Origin of the sequence: Streptomyces sp. NBC_01244 (assembly GCF_035987325.1) — a bacterium.
Taxonomy (GTDB): Bacteria; Actinomycetota; Actinomycetes; order Streptomycetales; family Streptomycetaceae; genus Streptomyces.
This window is the reverse complement of the sequence record NZ_CP108488.1, coordinates 2,375,646-2,390,686: the sequence shown is the minus strand read 5'-3', so window position 1 is coordinate 2,390,686 and position 15,041 is coordinate 2,375,646. Positions and strand designations below refer to the sequence as shown.

Below are 15,041 nucleotides of genomic sequence, written 5' to 3'. Positions count from 1 at the left end.
AGTCAATCAGCGTCTATTTTCGGTCATCCATTCAAGTGCGTGATCGACGGCATCCGGAAGGGCGAAGAGCATGGTCGATGCTCCGCCGATCCGCCCCCGGAGAATCCGGTCTTCCGGGAACGCCCTGCCGATCTCGGCGAAATCGCTGTCATCCAGCGCGATGTCCTCGTACGCGGTCCACCCTTCCCCCTCGGGCCGTCCGGGCTGCCGCCCCGGAAGGCCCGGATGGTTCACCTTCACCACACACTCGTACATGCGCAAGGGGGGCTGCGGAATTAGATACTCCGCGAGATGGAAAGCGGTGCAGACGGAAAATCCCACATTGATCATGAGTACCCCCCATCCCTCGCCGCACATCTTTCCCAGCGGTGAATCCTCGCCCAAATGACTGGTCAGCGGATGTTCCGCACACAGCTCCCGGGCCCCTTCGCCGACCGCGGCGAAGGAGGTCTGCGGATGCCCGCTGCGCGCCGCTCCCGGGGCGGTGCGCACCGCCTCGGCGAGGACCCCCATGCCGTGGCTCGGGGTGCGCACCCGGTCGAAGGCGGGCATCCGCGCACGGAAGTCCCGTACGCCCTCCTCGGAGAGGCCCGCGATCCGCGCCAGGTGGGCGGTGGAGGTCTTGGAGTTCTGCGGGGTGAAGGCCGGCGCCGCGAGGGTGCCGAGCGGGCCGACGGCGGTGAGGAGGGCGTCGCGCAGCTCCTCGGCGCGCAGACCGGTGCCGCCGAGGGAGGCGTGCACCAGGAGGCGCATGCCGGGGCGGACACCGAGGGCGTGGACGGAGCCGTCGGGGCCGTCCGGGCCGTCCGGGCCGGGGCTGGGGAGCCGGGCGGCTTCCCCGGGGCCCGGCGGGCCCGTCATGCGTCGACCGCCTTCAGTTCCCAGCGGAGCTGCTCCACGAGCCGCTTTCCGGTGCTCGTCAGCTCCGCCGCCCCCGACAGCCGGTCCAGGGCCCGGTTGATCCGGTCCAGCCCGCCCGGCTCCGCGGCGGCGGTCGCCCGACGGTAGGCCTCCACGGCCACCCGTTCGTGGACGTCGGCCAGCAGCCGGGAGACCGGGACCGGGCGCTCCCGCCACGGCGAGGGGTGCTGCCACTCCCCGTCCAGCGCGTACAGGTCGGTCACTTCGGTCAGCGCCTGGAGCCCGGCCCGCCGCCGCCCGGTCAGCAGCGCGAGCGCGGTCTCCGCCACCCCGGCCGCGTACGGCACTCCGAGCGCGCCCGGGCCGTGCCGCCCGGCCTCGCCCCAGCCGCGGGCCCGGGGGCCGCCCGCGAGCGGGGTCAGCGTGGTCAGCCCGGTGGCGGCCGCCCGCGCGAACTCGGGCACCGAGGCGTGCAGCAGGGCCCACGCCACGTCGAGGCGCTCCCGCCACTCCCCGGCCTCCGCGGCGCCGAGGCGCAGCCGGGGCGGGCGGGCGAAGCAGTTGCGGTGCGGATCCAGGTCCTCCAGCGCCACGGGGGCCGCGCCCGGCCCCGGCGACCAGGTGCGTACGGGCTGCCAGCGCGCGTCACCCGCCGCCGGCCCGAAGCGGTGTTCGGGGCGGCCCTCCTCGCGGACGGCGTACCCCCCGTCGGCGGCGTGCAGCGTGGCCCGGCCGTCGGTGCCGGGCTCGCCCAGGCGCAGCAGGCCGAGCGTCGGCAGGTACACCTCGCCGTCCCGGTAGACGACCTCGGCGGGCAGGTCGAGCCCGCCGCGCAGGACGGCGGCGGCGGCCAGCGCGGTCAGCCGGCGGGCCGCCTGCGGGGCGTCGGGGCGGTCCCGTCCGGCGGGGTCGAGGCAGGCCATGACCCAGGTCCGGGTGAAGGGGTGGGCCAGTACGGCGTCCAGCGCGTCCGCGCCGGCCTGCCCGGCCCGCTCCACGGCGCCCAGCACCGCCCAGGCCCGCTCCCAGTCGGAATCACCCGTGCGGCGGTCGTTCAAGAGGGCGAGCAGGTCCCTGGTGAGCTGCTCCTGGGAGCCGGCCAGCTCGGCGGGGTCGGCCAGTTCCGGCGCGCTCGCGCGGGCGCTCGTACGCCCCTCCACGCCGTCGACGAGCTCGCGCAGGTCGGTGCAGTAGACGGAGGGGTTGTCGAAGTCTCCGGCGGCTCCCGTGCCGGAGGGGTCGGCCGGATCGGCCTTGTAGCGGTGCGTGTAGAGCCCGCCTCCGCACGAACGTACGACGGGGCACCGGCGGCACGTACCACTGACGCCGGCCAGGCCCAGTTGCCGGGCGCGGACCCCGGGATGGGCCGCGACCAGGTCGAAGGCGTGGTCGAAGACGTTGAACCCGGTGGCCGCGGCCCCCTCGAAGGCGCTCTTCAGGGAGTCGACCTGTTCCAGGTTCCCATCGGTTTCCACGACCACGAGATCGGTGGGCGCGAGGCCCAGGGACTCGGTGAGGCTGGGGCCGCCGGCCAGGGTGGAGAACAGCGAGTCGAAGAGCCGTACGGGGACCGGGCGCCCGCGGTGCTCCCAGTGGTCGAAGATCCGCAGCAGCCAGCGCGCGTAGGCGTCGGGGGCCTCGTCGGGGCGGACCGGGGGCGTCTGCCAGGTGGCGTGCGGGAGGAGGAAGTCCACGCGCGGCGGGGCCAGCTCGACCAGGGCGTCGAGGACGGCGACGGGGTCGTTGGCCACGTCGATGGTGCAGAGCAGGCCCTGGTAGAGGTGGCGGTAGGGCTCGGTGCGCAGGAGGTCCACGGCGGCCAGGACCAGGGGGTGGCTGGTGCGGCCGTCGGCGAAGCGCCGGTGGCGGTCGTTGGCCGCGCGGTCCCCGTCGAGGGAGACGCTGACGCTGACGCCGAACTCCGCGAAGAGGTCCAGGTAACGGGGGCTGAGCTGCAAGCCGTTGGTGTGCATGCGCAGGTCGAGGGCGGCGATGCCGTCGAGGGCGCGGGTGAATTCCTCACACACGAGCCTGAGGCGGGCGGGGCCCGCGAGAAGCGGTTCCCCTCCGTGAAGGATGACCGTGACGGAGGGGAGTGCGTGTGTCCTTGCGTGTTCGGCGAGACGCGACGCGGTCTGTGCGATCACCTCGGGGGAGATCACTTTGGGCCGGGCGCGCCAGCTCTGATCTGCGTGTTCATAGACATAGCAATGATCACAAGCGAGATCGCATCTGCTGTGAACTTTCAGGACGATCTCGCGAAAAGCGATCAGGCCGGTCATTCCACCAGTCTAGAGCGCTGACTTCCTCGTCAGAGTGCAGAGTTGAAGATGGGCGTCTGAACCTTTCGGCCGGATTCCGTCGGGAGGACGCGACCCAGGGTCGCGGCCGCGCGCGCGCCGCGGACGTCGATGCGGTCGAGCGGGACGCGAGTGGCCGTGACGGTGCTGGCCGGGTGGGTGGCGGAGGTGTTCATGACGCCGTCCTCGGGGAGGTCATGGGGAATGGGAGGGGTTGACATTGGCGACGAGCCAGTGTCTGGCGCGGACTTTACCTCCCCGACCGCTGATCGGCGTGCCGAACTGCCCAGGTCGTTGCTACAGAGTGATGTCCTGTGCAGGGCCGATCGGGTACCGGTGGTAAACATGATCGAATTCGCCCGGGCCCGGTATTCGGCCGTTTGACTTACGGCTTCCTTGCGGCAAGATCCTTTCCATTCGAGGGTCCGCCGTGGCCGTCGGCCTCACCCCGGACCGGCGCGGTGAGGCCGAGCCGGTGCCGCGGCGGATACCGGGCCCGACCCGAGCGGAGGGACCGGCGCTCGCCCTGAGGCGTACTCGACTGCGGACGGGCCGAGTTGTGGGCCATCGGGTAGCAACTCGGCCCGCATCGCTGGTGAGTTGGTGATGCGGGTGCGCTGCGTGCGCCGGGTGCGCCGGGTGCGCGGGAGGCGGCCCCGTGCCTACGCCGGCTGCTGTTCGTTCACGGGCGGTGCCGGCAGCTCCCTGAGCAGCCACGTCAGTACGTCGGGCAGTGCGTGCAGCGCACCGAAGTGGGCGGCGGCCGGGTCGATGGTGGTGGTGGCTCCGGGGATGCGCCGGCCCAGCCAGCGGGAGTGGCCCACGGGGGAGAACTCGTCGAGCCCGCCGTGCCAGATCATCACCGGACACCGGATGTCGGCGGGGTCGAACCCCCAGGGGGTGCTGAAGGCGAGGATGTCGTCGATCCAGCCGTAGGCGGAGCTGCGGACCCCCTCGCGGTAGTTCCGCAGCAGCATCGCGCGCAGTCCCGCGTCCGAGACGACCAGGCGGTCGCTCTCGGTGAGCTCCCGGCGCAGTTCGTCCAGCAGCTGCCCGGGATCGGCGGCGATGCCCGCCGCGCGGGGGATCAGCCCGGCGGCCAGCTCCTCCGGGTCCCGGCCGGCGGTGGAGTACGCGGTGACGTTCGAGGCGGTCATCCCCTCGAACCAGTCGAGGTCCTCCGCGTCCCGGGGGGCGAGGGGGACCAGGGCCGCGGTCCGGGTGACCCGGTCGGGGAGCAGGGCGGCGCAGGCCAGCGCGCCGGGGGCGCCGCCGGAGCGGCCGGCCACGGCGAAGGTGTCCAGGCCCAGGGAGTCGGCCACCGCCGCCACCTCCGCGGCCACGTCGGCGACGGTGCGGCCCGGATGGCGGTCGGAGCCCCCGTAGCCGGGCCGGTCGTAGGTGATGAGCTGCATCCGGCGCTGGTAGAGGACCATGCCCCGCGGGGCGGGGCCCAGGCGGCTGCCGGGCATGCCGTGGAGCAGAAAAACGGGTCTGCCGTCCGGGTCGCCCCAGCGCTCCACCGTCAGATTCCGTCCGTCCGCGACGCGCACCTGACTGCGCACGCGCTCCCTCCCTCACGGTTGACGCGACTCGTCACGGTGATTGTGCTCGCTGGGGGAGGAGCGCGGTAGGGTGCACTTCGTCCGAAATTCTTGTGAAAGTTTTCACAAGCGCACAGGGGTCTTAGGTCCCTCGATATCTGTGCAGGTCAGAGGCGTGATGGAGGAGGTGTGAACGGGTGTGAACGGTCCTTCGGCCCGGTGGATAAGGGCTTTTTCGGCATCGCGGCTTCCGCTTTTGGGTGTCGAATTGAGTCATCAGGAAAGCGGTTCAGGTTGAGTCGAAATGAAGGAGTTCCTGCCATGCAGGCGAACGAGATGGTGGATGGACTGGTCCAGGGGGCGCTCACGGCGCTCGACCAGTTCTCGTCGTTCAACCAGGAGCAGGTCGACCACATCGTGAAGAAGGCCTCGCTGGCCGCGCTGAGCCAGCACGGCGAGCTCGCCCAGCTGGCCGTCGAGGAGACGGGCCGGGGCCTCTTCGAGGACAAGGCCGTCAAGAACCTCTTCGCCTGCGAGCACGTCGTGAACTCGATGCGCGGGCTCAAGACCGCCGGCGTCATCCGCCGCGACGAGCTGAACGGCATCACGGAGATCGCCGAGCCGGTCGGCGTCGTCTGCGCGATGACCCCGGTCACCAACCCGACCTCCACCACGATCTTCAAGGCCCTGATCGCCCTGAAGACCCGCAACCCGATCATCTTCGCCTTCCACCCCTCCGCGCAGAACTGCTCGGCCGAGGCCGCCCGCATCGTCCGCGACGCCGCCGTCGCCGCCGGCGCCCCGGAGAACTGCGTCCAGTGGGTCACCGCTCCCTCCATGGAGGCCACCGGCGCCCTCATGAACCACCCGGGCGTCTCCACCATCCTCGCGACCGGCGGAAACGCCATGGTCAAGGCCGCCTACTCGTGCGGCAAGCCGGCCCTGGGCGTCGGCGCGGGCAACGTCCCGGCGTACGTCCACAAGAGCGCCAAGCTCGGCCGCGCGATCCACGACATCGTGCTCTCCAAGGCCTTCGACAACGGCATGATCTGCGCCTCCGAGCAGGCCGTCATCCTCGACACCGAGATCTACGAAGCGGGCCTCACCGAGTTCAAGCGGCTCGGCGCCCACGTGGTCTCCGCCGCCGAGAAGACGAAGCTGGAGCAGTTCGTCTTCGGCACCACCGCCTACGCGGCCGACGCCAACGGCGCCAAGCTGAACCCGGCGGTCGTCGGCAAGTCCCCGCAGTGGATCGCCGAGCAGGCCGGCTTCACCGTCCCCGCCGAGGCCTCCATCCTCCTCGCGGAGTGCAACGAGGTCGGCGAGAACGAGCCGCTGACCCGCGAGAAGCTGTCCCCGATCCTGGCCGCCCTGAAGGCTTCCGACACCGAGCACGGCCTCGAACTGGCCGCCGCGATGGTCGAGTTCCACGGACTGGGCCACAGCGCCGCGATCCACGCCGAGGACGAGGAGCTCGTCGAGGAGTTCGGCAAGAAGGTCAAGGCGATCCGCGTCATCGCCAACTCGCCCTCCACCTTCGGCGGCATCGGCGACGTCTACAACGCCTTCCTGCCCTCGCTCACCCTGGGCTGCGGCTCTTACGGACACAACTCGGTGTCGAACAACGTCACCGCGGTCAACCTGATCAACGTCAAGCGGATCGGACGGCGCAACACCAACATGCAGTGGTTCAAGGTCCCGCCGAAGATCTACTTCGAGCGCAACTCCATCCGCTACCTCGGTGAGATGGACGGCATCAGCCGCGTCTCGATCGTCACCGACAAGACGATGGTCTCCATCGGCTTCGTGCAGAAGGTCGTCGACATCCTGCAGGCCCGCGAGGGCGCCGTGTCGATCCAGATCATCGACAACGTCGAGCCCAACCCGGAGCTCTCCACCGTCCAGGCCGGCGCCGCGATGATGCGCGACTTCAAGCCCGACACGATCATCGGCCTCGGCGGCGGCTCGCCGATGGACGCCGCGAAGATCATGTGGCTGATGTACGAGCGCCCGGAGGTGGAGTTCGCCGACACGAAGGAGAAGTTCTTCGACGTCCGCAAGCGCGCCTACACGTTCCCCTCGCTGGGCGAGAAGGCCAAGATGGTCGCCATCCCGACCACCTCGGGCACCGGCTCCGAGGTCACCCCGTTCGCCGTCATCTCCGACCCGGCCGCGGCCCAGAAGTACCCGCTCGCCGACTACGCGCTGACCCCGAACGTCGCCATCGTCGACCCGATGCTGCCGATGGGCCTCCCGCCCAAGGTGACCGCCGACTCCGGTTTCGACGCCCTCACGCACGCCACCGAGGCCTACGTCTCCGCGTACTCGAACGACTACACCGACGGCCTGTGCCTCCAGGCCATCAAGCTCATCTTCGAAAACCTGCAGCGCTGCGTCGTCGACGGGCCGAACGACCCCGAGGCCCGCGAGAAGATGCACAACGCCTCCACCGTGGCGGGCATGGCCTTCGCCAACGCCTTCCTGGGCATGGTCCACGCCATGGCGCACACCCTGGGCAACACCTTCCACGTCGCCCACGGCCGCACCAACGCGCTGCTCCTGCCCCACGTGATCCGCCACAACGGCACGGTCACCCACAAGGCCACCCCGTGGCCCAAGGCCGAGGTCTACCGGGCGCCGGAGCGCTTCCAGGAGATCGCGAAGATGCTGGGCCTGCCGGCCGCCACGGCCGCCGAGGGCGTCGAGTCCTACGCCAAGGCCGTCGAGGAGCTCCGCAGCAAGTGCGGGATCACCTCCTCCTTCGCCGAGGAGGGCGTGGACGAGCAGGCCTTCATCGAGGCCCTGCCGACCCAGGCCATGAACGCCTACGCCGACCAGTGCGCCCCCGCCAACCCGCGGATGCCGATGATCGACGACCTGAAGCAGCTCATGCGCCAGGCGTACTACGGCAACGCCGAGGGCGCCCCGGCCAAGAAGGCCGCAGCCAAGAAGAAGTAACCCTTCTTCTTCCTGAGAACCTCCGCTAAGGAGCGGAAAAGCCCGCCCGGGACGCTAAGGCCCGGGCGGGCTTTCCACATGTCCGGGCGCGGTCGGGGGCGCCGGTGGCCTCAGGTGTGCGGGATCAGCAGGGCCGCGGCCGAGCGGGCCCGCTCCAGGGAGGTGGTCCGGTCCGCGCCGCGCTCGCCCAGCACCACCCGGGTGCTCAGCCCGTCCAGCAGGGCGAGCAGCTCCGAGGCGCGGGCGGGCACGTCCAGGCCGGCGGCGAAGCGGCCCTGCTCCACCCCCTTGGTGAGGAGCGCCTCGAGGTCCTGCTGCCAGGCGTCGTCGATCTCCTGCTGGGCGGCTCGCAGCGGCTCGTTCGAGGGGATGCGGGCCCACAGCTCGATCCAGAGCGTCCAGCGCGGATCGCGGGGGCCGCGGGGCAGGTAGAGCTCGAGGAAGAGCGCGAGCTTGCGGTGGGCGGTGACCCGGCGTTCCAGCAATTCGGCGCGCTCTGCGGTCAGTTGGTGCTCGCTCCAGCGCAGGGCGGCCAGCAGCAGGCGGTCCTTGCTGCCGAAGTAGTACAGGATGTGGCCGCCGCTGGTGCCGAGCCGTTCGGCGAGCGCGGACATGGTGAGCGTCGCCAGCCCGTCCTCGGCGATCGCCGTCATGGCCTCTTCGAGCATCCGCTCCTGGGCGATCTGCCCGTCGCGCCGCCGTGCCGCTCCCGCTGCCACCCGTGCCGCCTTCCCGATCTTCGTGGGCCGACCCTATCCCGGACAGGGTCTTGACGGGGTCCCTGTCGGCAGCGCATCTTGAATGCCATTCAAGAACTTAGAACGCCGTTCAAGGTCGGGTTCGAGGTCGGTTTCGCGGTTCACCGCCGAAGGTCAGGGGCAGACGCATGGCACACCAGGAGACGACGGCCGCCGTCGACGAGGTCTTCAGAGTCGAGACGCACGGCATCGACCCGATCCCCGACGCCGAGCGCCACGGCGGGGCCAAGGACCTCTTCTGGCTCTGGTTCGGTTCGAACCTGACCTTCACCTACGTGATCAACGGAGCCCTCGCCGTCGCCTTCGGCCTCAGCTTCTGGCAGGCCACCGCCGTGGTCGTGATCAGCGGGCTGTCCTTCTTCGCGATCAGCGCCGCCGGCCTCAGCGGCATCCGCACCGGCACCGCCACCCTGGTCATCTCCCGGGCCGCCTTCGGCGTACGGGGCAACTGGCCGGCGGGCGTCCTGAACTGGGTGGTGAGCATCGGCTACACCATCGTCAACACCGTCGTCGGCACCCTGGCCCTGGAGGTCTTCTTCGCCGAGGTCGGGCTGGGCGAAGGCACCTTGATCCGGGCCGTCGCGCTCGGCATCACCCTCGCGCTCACCTTCGCCGTCGCCATGTGGGGCCACGCCACCGTGCAGTTCGCCGAGCGCTGGATGGCCTACGTCCTGGCCGTCGGCTTCGGCGCGCTGCTGGTCTTCGTCCTGCCCGGCGCCGAGACCACCGCCCCCGCCGACGCCCTGGCCCCGGGCCTGTCCGGCTGGAGCCTGGCCTTCGTCGTGATGCTCGCCGGGCCGTTCTCGTACCTGCCGATGCCCGCCGACTACACCCGCTACCTGCCCCGCACCACCTCGCTGAAGTCGATCACCTGGATGGGCGCGCTCGGCGGGTTCGTGTCCTCCGTCGCCCTCGGGATCGCCGGCGTGGCCGCCGCCACCCAGACCGACATGACCGACGCCGTCGCCGGAGCCGAGAGTCTGCTGCCCGGCTGGTTCCAGCCGCTGTTCCTGGCCCTGGTCCTGGGCGGCTCCGTCACCAACTCGATCATCACGCTCTACTCCTCCAGCCTGAACCTCCAGGTCCTCGGCATTCCGTGGAGCCGGGCCCGCGCCATCGTGATCAGCGCCGCCGTGACCGGCGCCGGATCGCTCGCCGCGCTCTTCCTCACCGACTTCACCACCTCGCTGCTGTCCTTCCTCTCCCTCCTGATCATCGTGTTCGCCCCCTGGGGCGGCGTCTTCCTCGCCGACATGCTGCTGCGCCGCTGCCGCTACGACTCCGACGCGCTGCACGCCGGGAGCGGGGGCGCCTACTGGTACCGCTCCGGCTACCACCCGGCTGGTATGACCGCCCTGCTCGCCGGTATGGCCTTCGCCGCCCTGACCTGCGACTCCGAGCTCTGGACCGGGCCGCTCGTCGCTCCGCTCGGGGGCGCCGACCTCACCCTGCTCGGCTCGGTGGTCTCCGGGCTCACGTACTGGGCCCTCGCCCGGCGGACGCCCGCCTACGTCCCGGCGGCCTGAGGGCCTCCTGGGGGCCTCCTGGGGGCTGCCTCGGGCCCTCCCGGCCCCTCCGGGGCCCTCCCGGCCCCTCCGCTCCTTCCCGGCGCCTCCGTCCCTCCGTCCCTCCGCCCCGCCGCCCCGCCGGTCCTTCCCGGCCCCTCCGGCCGCCCGAGGCCCCGCCTCCCGGCCGACCGTCTCCCCGTACCCCCTCTGCACAGGAGCACCACCCCATGTCGCACTCCGCCCCCGCCGATCTGCTCCTCACCGGGGCCCGCATCCACACCGTCGACCCCGAGCTGCCCGAGGCCGAAGCCCTCGCCGTGCGCGACGGGCGGATCGTCTGGGTGGGCCCGGACGCGGAGGCCGCCGACTGGGCGGGCCCGGACACCGAGCGGATCGACGCGGGCGGCCGGCTCGTGCTGCCGGGATTCATCGACGCCCACAACCACGTCCGGCTCGGCTCCGACGACGCGTGCGTGCAGCTCGCCGGGGTCCGGACGCTGGAGGCCATCCTCGACCGGATCGGCGCGTGGCGGGAGGCCAACCCCGACGCCGAGTGGATCGAGGCCGAGGCCTTCGACTACTCCGCGATCCCCGGCGGGCGCATGCCCACCGCCGCCGACCTGGACCCCGTCACCGGGGACACCCCCGCGATCGTGCTCTCGTACGACGTCCACACGGCCTGGCTGAACACGGCGGCGATGCGCAGGCTCGGCGTCGCGAAGGACCGTACCGACCTGCCCTTCGGCACGGCCGCCGTGGACCCGGAGACCGGCGAGCCCACCGGCTTCGTCAAGGACTTCGCCATCAAGGGGCTGTCCCGCGACGGCCACCGCGCCCTGCGCGACCTCGGCGTGCCGTGGGCCTCCCCGGACCGCCAGTACGGGCGCCTCGCCAAGAGCCTCGACGACGCGATCGGCTTCGGGATCACCACCGTCGTGGAGCCGCAGAACTCCCTCGACGACCTGGAACTGTACGACCGGGCGCGCGCCGAGGGCCGGCTGCGCTCGCGGATCGTCGCCGCGCTGTTCCACCCGCGCGGCACGACCGAGGAGGACCTCGACCTCTTCGAGGCGGCGGCCAAGGTGCACGCGGGGGACCGCTTCCGGGTGGGCCCCCTCAAGCTCTACATCGACGACGTGGTGGAGCCGCGCACGGCCGCGCTGCTGGAGCCGTACACCGGCTGCGGATCGCACCGGGGCGAGACCTTCTACCCGGCGGAGGAGTTCGCCGGGCTGCTCGCCCGGCTGGACGCGCGCGGTTTCCAGTGCTTCGTCCACGCCACGGGCGACCGGGGCATCCGCACCGTCCTCGACGCCGTCGAGCACGCCAGGGCGGTGAACGGCCCGCGCGATGCCCGCCACCAGGTGGTCCACGTGGAATGCCTGGACCCCGAGGACGTACCCCGCTTCCGGGAACTGGGCGTGGTGGCCTGCATGCAGCCCCGGCACTGCGCACCGGAGATCGCCGGTCCCGGCCAGGACTGGGCGGAGAACGTGGGGGAGGACCGCTGGCACAAGGCGTGGCCGATGCGGAGCCTCGCCGAGGCGGGAGCGGTCCTGGCCTTCTCCAGCGACTGGAACGTCGCCGAGATGGACCCGATGATCGGCATCTACACGGCGCTGACCCGGCGCCCGCTGGACGGCGGCGAACCGTGGCAGGAGCAGGAGACGGTGGACGCCCGGACGGCGGTGTACGGCTACACGATGGGCTCCGCGTACGCCAACTTCCTCGAGCAGGACCGCGGTTCCCTCACGGTCGGCAAGGCGGCCGACTTCGTGATCCTGTCCCGGGACATCCTCGCGGTGGCCCCGGAACAGATCCCCGGGACGGTGGCCGAAACGGTGGTGGTGGCGGGCGAGGTGGTCCACCGGGCCGGGTAGGTCGGCGGAACTTTCGGCCCGGGGGTCCGGGGGTGCGGGGGTCTGGGGGACCGGGCGGATGCGATGCCGTCCCGGTGGTCCGGCCGCCCGGAGCGCCCCATGTAACGCGATCATGGCCGGCGGACGAAGGGTCTGTGGCTGAACTGGCCTTATGGGCAACGGGTGTTGTGCGGGGTGGTGGGGGGGGGGGGGGGGGGGGGGCTAGCTTCGGGGCATGGCTGCGAGAGCTTTCGGGCTGACCAAGCGGCGCGCGATCGACTTCATGCGCGTCGCCGGTGCGCTGTGTCGGTGAGCGGTCCCTCGGGCCGCCCGATCCATCCGCCCCGGAGTCCTTCCGCCTGTCAGGAGTGTCCGTGAAGCCGTCCCGCTCTGCCCTGCTCTCCCTCGGGTCCGCCCTGGTGCTGTCCGCCACGGTCGCCCTCCCGTCCGCGGCCCAGGCCGCACCCGCGCCCGCCGACGGCGGGGCCGTCGTCCGAGAGTGGTACGACATCACCGCGCAGACCGTCGCCACCGCCGGCGCGGCCACCCAGGTCACCAACAGCCGTACCTGGGCCATCAGCTGGCTCGCGGCCGCCCGCGCCGCCCGCGCCGGCCGTGAGGCCCCCGGCGGCCGCGACCGGGCGGCCTTCCAGGACGCGGCCGTCGCCTCCGCCGTGCACGACGCCCTGGTGGACCTCGCCCCGAGCCGCACGGCCGTACTGGACGCCGCGCTCGCCGAACCCCTGCGCCGGATCCCCGACGGCCGCGCCGAGGACCGGGGCGTCGCCGCCGGAGCCCGGCAGGCCGAGCTCGCGCTCGCGGACCGCCTCGGCGACGGCCTCGACCCCGCCTCCGTGAACGCGCCCTTCACCGTCCCCGCCACCGCCCCCGGCGTCTGGCAGCCCACCCCCGACGGCTACGCCCCCGCCGCGCAGTACGGCAACCGCGTGGCCAGGCCCTTCCTGCTGGACTCCCCGGACCAGTACCGGATCGGCCCGCCACCCGCGCTGGACTCCCGCCGCTACCGGGCCGACCTGGCCGAGGTGCGCGCGTACGGCGCGGCCGACTCCACCGTCCGCACCGCCCGCCAGACCGAGACCGCCACCTTCTGGTACGGCTCCTCGCTGACCCTCTACACCGAGCCGCTGCGCGTCGCCGTGACCCGCTCGCACGGTTCGGCCGCCGAACGGGCCGCGCTGGTGGGCCTGTTCCACGCGGCCCTGGTCGACACGCAGATCGCCACCTCCGACAGCAAGTACGCGTACACGCGCTGGCGCCCGGTCACCGCGATCCGCACAGGGGCCATCGCCCCCGACCGGACCTGGACCCCGCTCCACCAGACCCCGGCCCACCCGGACCACCCCAGCGGCCACACCACCTACTCCGGCGCCGCCGAAGTGATCCTGGACGCCCTCGCGGGACCCCGTACCGCCCCCTTCGCCCTCACCAGCCCGACCGCCCCCGGCGTCCGGCGGACCTACACCGGCTGGGAGCAGCTGACCCGGGAGAACGTCGACGCGCGGATCTTCTCCGGCATCCACACCCGCTCCGCGGACGAGGCGGGAGTGACCCTCGGCAAGGCGGTCGGCCGCCACGCCCTGCACCGCTCCGGCGCACTGCTCGCGCCGCTGGGCTGACGCGCCCCGCCCGGCTGAGCCGACGGGAAATGCCTGGCGGGCCGGGCAGAGGGACGTTAGTGTCGCCGCGATGACGACTTCCCGTACACACAGATCGGGGGTCCCGTCCGCGCAAGGTGAGTGCTGATGCTCACTCAGATCGCGAACGGGGCTTCCCGCCCTTCCTTCCCTCCCTTCCCTTCCTTCTGGCTGCGCGTGCGCGAGTTCGCCGTGCCGCCCTCCATGATCGAGACCGCGACCGCCCGCCGCCGCGCCGGAGACTGGGCGGGGGCGTGCGCCGCCGCTGCCGTCGACGTGGACTTCGACCTGCGCGCCCTGGCACGCACCCACGGCCGCGAACTCGCGGCCCGGATCCGGGCCGACCTGCGCCACCTGGCTCCGGACCTGCTGCGCTGGCACCTGCCCAGGATCGCCCCCGACGGACTGCTGCGCCCCGGGCTGACCATCGCGCTGGCCAGGTACGGGAACGCGGGGCCCGGCGGTGCGCGCCCGCTGTACCTCGTGGCCCGTACCCCGCCGGCCTGGGCGGAGTACGGGCAGCGGATCAGCCTCGCCCTCTGGGACGGAGCCCGCTCCGAGGATGCCGCCCGCCGCCCTCCGGGGGCCGGTCCGCACCCCCATCCGCACCCCCATCCGCGCTTCCGCCTCGACCTGCACCGCCACCTGTGGGACGCCCGCCGGAGCGACGAGCTCCGCTCCAGGTCCGGGGCCGACCGGCAGCCCGGCGACACGGGCCCCGTGGTGGATCCCGGCCTGCCGGGGCCGCCTCCTCCGGTGCCCCGCTGCGCCGTCGGCCGGTGGGCGGCCGAGGCGGAGATCGTGCTCCGCGCCCGGGGACGCTCCGGCGGTACGGTCGCCGTGCGGCTCGGGGCCCGGCACCGGCTGTACGTGCACCTGCGCGAAGACGGCGACGGCGGCACGGGCGGGCGGATCTCCGCAGCCGCGCCCACGGAGCCGGGCGCCCCCGCCCCGCCGGTGCTGCCCGACGCGGCGACCTGGGTCCTGCCCGACCTGGACCTGCTCCGTAGCGGGGCGATCGACGCCGGCCGGCTGCACCCGCTGGTCGGGCGGGCCCTCGTACCGGACTGGGCGCCGTCGCGGCTTGCCGGAGCCGGAGCCGGGGCCGAAGCCGAGGACCGGGCGGGGGCGCCGCGACTGGTGGACTGCCGCGGTGCCCGGCACCGGATCGGTCTGGTCGACGGGGTGCTGGTCCCGCTGGACCACGACCCGGCCGAGATCCGCCGCGAGGAGCTGCTGGTCGCGCTGACCGGTACGCCGCTGCCCTGCCTGCGGGCCATCGACGAGGCGCACCGCCGTCCGGACTCCCTCTCCGGCGTCCGCGAACGCCTCGACCACGGCGACACCGCCGGAGCCCTGGCCGTCGTGGAGGGACTGCTCGGCCCCGGAGCGCTGCTGCGCGACGGTCCGCTGCGGGACGAACTGGAGGCGGCCGCGCTCAGGCGGGTCACCTACGGACTGTTCCGGTCGGGCCTGGCCGGACCGGCCGCCGGCCGCGCCCCTGCCGGCTACCGCTCTGCCCGCGCCCCGCGCACCGAGCGCTCGCACCCGCGGCACGCGACCCACCGCTGACCCGGGCTCCTGCTCGGTCCCCTTCC

The 15,041-nt window shown here is 72.7% G+C and carries 11 protein-coding genes; 6 read left to right on the top strand and 5 right to left on the bottom strand.

Going from position 1 to position 15,041, the window contains the following annotated elements; genetic code table 11:
- Positions 1-6 precede the first annotated feature (6 nt).
- From OG247_RS10525 to OG247_RS10510, 4 genes are all read right to left on the bottom strand, one after another.
- Positions 7-861 carry an aminoglycoside N(3)-acetyltransferase gene (locus OG247_RS10525; RefSeq protein ID WP_327251988.1) on the bottom strand — a complete coding sequence of 285 codons (855 nt, stop codon included), beginning with the start codon at positions 859-861 and terminating at the stop codon, positions 7-9.
- Entirely contained in the window at positions 858-3,143 is a 2,286-nt protein-coding gene (gene fxsBH, locus OG247_RS10520) for a radical SAM/SPASM protein FxsBH, inactivated beta-hydroxylase extension form (protein WP_327251987.1), read from the bottom strand. Before fxsBH ends, OG247_RS10525 begins: the two co-directional genes overlap by 4 nt.
- A gap of 29 nt (positions 3,144-3,172) precedes the next feature.
- Positions 3,173-3,337 carry an FxSxx-COOH cyclophane-containing RiPP peptide gene (fxsA, locus tag OG247_RS10515; protein ID WP_254384685.1) on the bottom strand — a complete coding sequence of 55 codons (165 nt, stop codon included), beginning with the start codon at positions 3,335-3,337 and terminating at the stop codon, positions 3,173-3,175.
- A gap of 486 nt (positions 3,338-3,823) precedes the next feature.
- Positions 3,824-4,726 carry an alpha/beta fold hydrolase gene (locus OG247_RS10510; protein ID WP_327251986.1) on the bottom strand — a complete coding sequence of 301 codons (903 nt, stop codon included), beginning with the start codon at positions 4,724-4,726 and terminating at the stop codon, positions 3,824-3,826.
- Positions 4,727-5,026: 300 nt separating this feature from the next.
- On the opposite strand from OG247_RS10510, the gene adhE reads away from it, so the two are divergent.
- The gene (gene adhE, locus OG247_RS10505) at positions 5,027-7,663 is read left to right on the top strand and encodes a bifunctional acetaldehyde-CoA/alcohol dehydrogenase (protein WP_327251985.1); all 2,637 of its coding nucleotides are present in this window, start codon (positions 5,027-5,029) and stop codon (positions 7,661-7,663) included.
- Positions 7,664-7,773: 110 nt separating this feature from the next.
- Here the strand turns inward: adhE and OG247_RS10500 are convergent, their stop codons facing one another.
- A complete protein-coding gene (locus OG247_RS10500; RefSeq protein ID WP_327257413.1) occupies positions 7,774-8,331 on the bottom strand; it encodes a TetR/AcrR family transcriptional regulator in 558 nt (185 codons plus the stop codon).
- A gap of 218 nt (positions 8,332-8,549) precedes the next feature.
- Here OG247_RS10500 and OG247_RS10495 point away from each other — a divergent pair, with 218 nt between their 5' ends.
- From OG247_RS10495 to OG247_RS10480, 5 genes are all read left to right on the top strand, one after another.
- A complete protein-coding gene (locus OG247_RS10495) occupies positions 8,550-9,947 on the top strand; it encodes a purine-cytosine permease family protein (RefSeq protein WP_327251984.1) in 1,398 nt (465 codons plus the stop codon).
- Between the two features lie 209 nt (positions 9,948-10,156).
- Positions 10,157-11,809 carry an amidohydrolase gene (locus OG247_RS10490; protein ID WP_327251983.1) on the top strand — a complete coding sequence of 551 codons (1,653 nt, stop codon included), beginning with the start codon at positions 10,157-10,159 and terminating at the stop codon, positions 11,807-11,809.
- Positions 11,810-12,023: 214 nt separating this feature from the next.
- A complete protein-coding gene (locus OG247_RS44800) occupies positions 12,024-12,101 on the top strand; it encodes a putative leader peptide (protein ID WP_442813596.1) in 78 nt (25 codons plus the stop codon).
- Between the two features lie 61 nt (positions 12,102-12,162).
- A complete protein-coding gene (locus tag OG247_RS10485) occupies positions 12,163-13,425 on the top strand; it encodes a vanadium-dependent haloperoxidase (RefSeq protein WP_327251982.1) in 1,263 nt (420 codons plus the stop codon).
- Between the two features lie 126 nt (positions 13,426-13,551).
- Positions 13,552-15,015, top strand: a complete 1,464-nt coding sequence (locus OG247_RS10480; RefSeq protein WP_327251981.1) for a hypothetical protein — start codon at positions 13,552-13,554, stop codon at positions 15,013-15,015.
- The last annotated feature ends 26 nt before the right edge of the window (positions 15,016-15,041 follow it).

Excerpts from the sequence above, each read along its gene's own strand:
- OG247_RS10480 (WP_327251981.1), top strand. The coding sequence starts at position 13,552 with ATGCTCACTCAGATCGCGAACGGGGCTTCCCGCCCTTCCTTCCCTCCC.
- OG247_RS10495 (WP_327251984.1), top strand. The coding sequence starts at position 8,550 with ATGGCACACCAGGAGACGACGGCCGCCGTCGACGAGGTCTTCAGAGTC.
- OG247_RS10500 (WP_327257413.1), bottom strand. The coding sequence starts at position 8,331 with ATGCTCGAAGAGGCCATGACGGCGATCGCCGAGGACGGGCTGGCGACG.
- adhE (WP_327251985.1), top strand. The coding sequence starts at position 5,027 with ATGCAGGCGAACGAGATGGTGGATGGACTGGTCCAGGGGGCGCTCACG.
- OG247_RS44800 (WP_442813596.1), top strand. The coding sequence starts at position 12,024 with ATGGCTGCGAGAGCTTTCGGGCTGACCAAGCGGCGCGCGATCGACTTC.
- fxsA (WP_254384685.1), bottom strand. The coding sequence starts at position 3,337 with ATGAACACCTCCGCCACCCACCCGGCCAGCACCGTCACGGCCACTCGC.
- OG247_RS10490 (WP_327251983.1), top strand. The coding sequence starts at position 10,157 with ATGTCGCACTCCGCCCCCGCCGATCTGCTCCTCACCGGGGCCCGCATC.
- OG247_RS10525 (WP_327251988.1), bottom strand. The coding sequence starts at position 861 with ATGACGGGCCCGCCGGGCCCCGGGGAAGCCGCCCGGCTCCCCAGCCCC.
- fxsBH (WP_327251987.1), bottom strand. The coding sequence starts at position 3,143 with ATGACCGGCCTGATCGCTTTTCGCGAGATCGTCCTGAAAGTTCACAGC.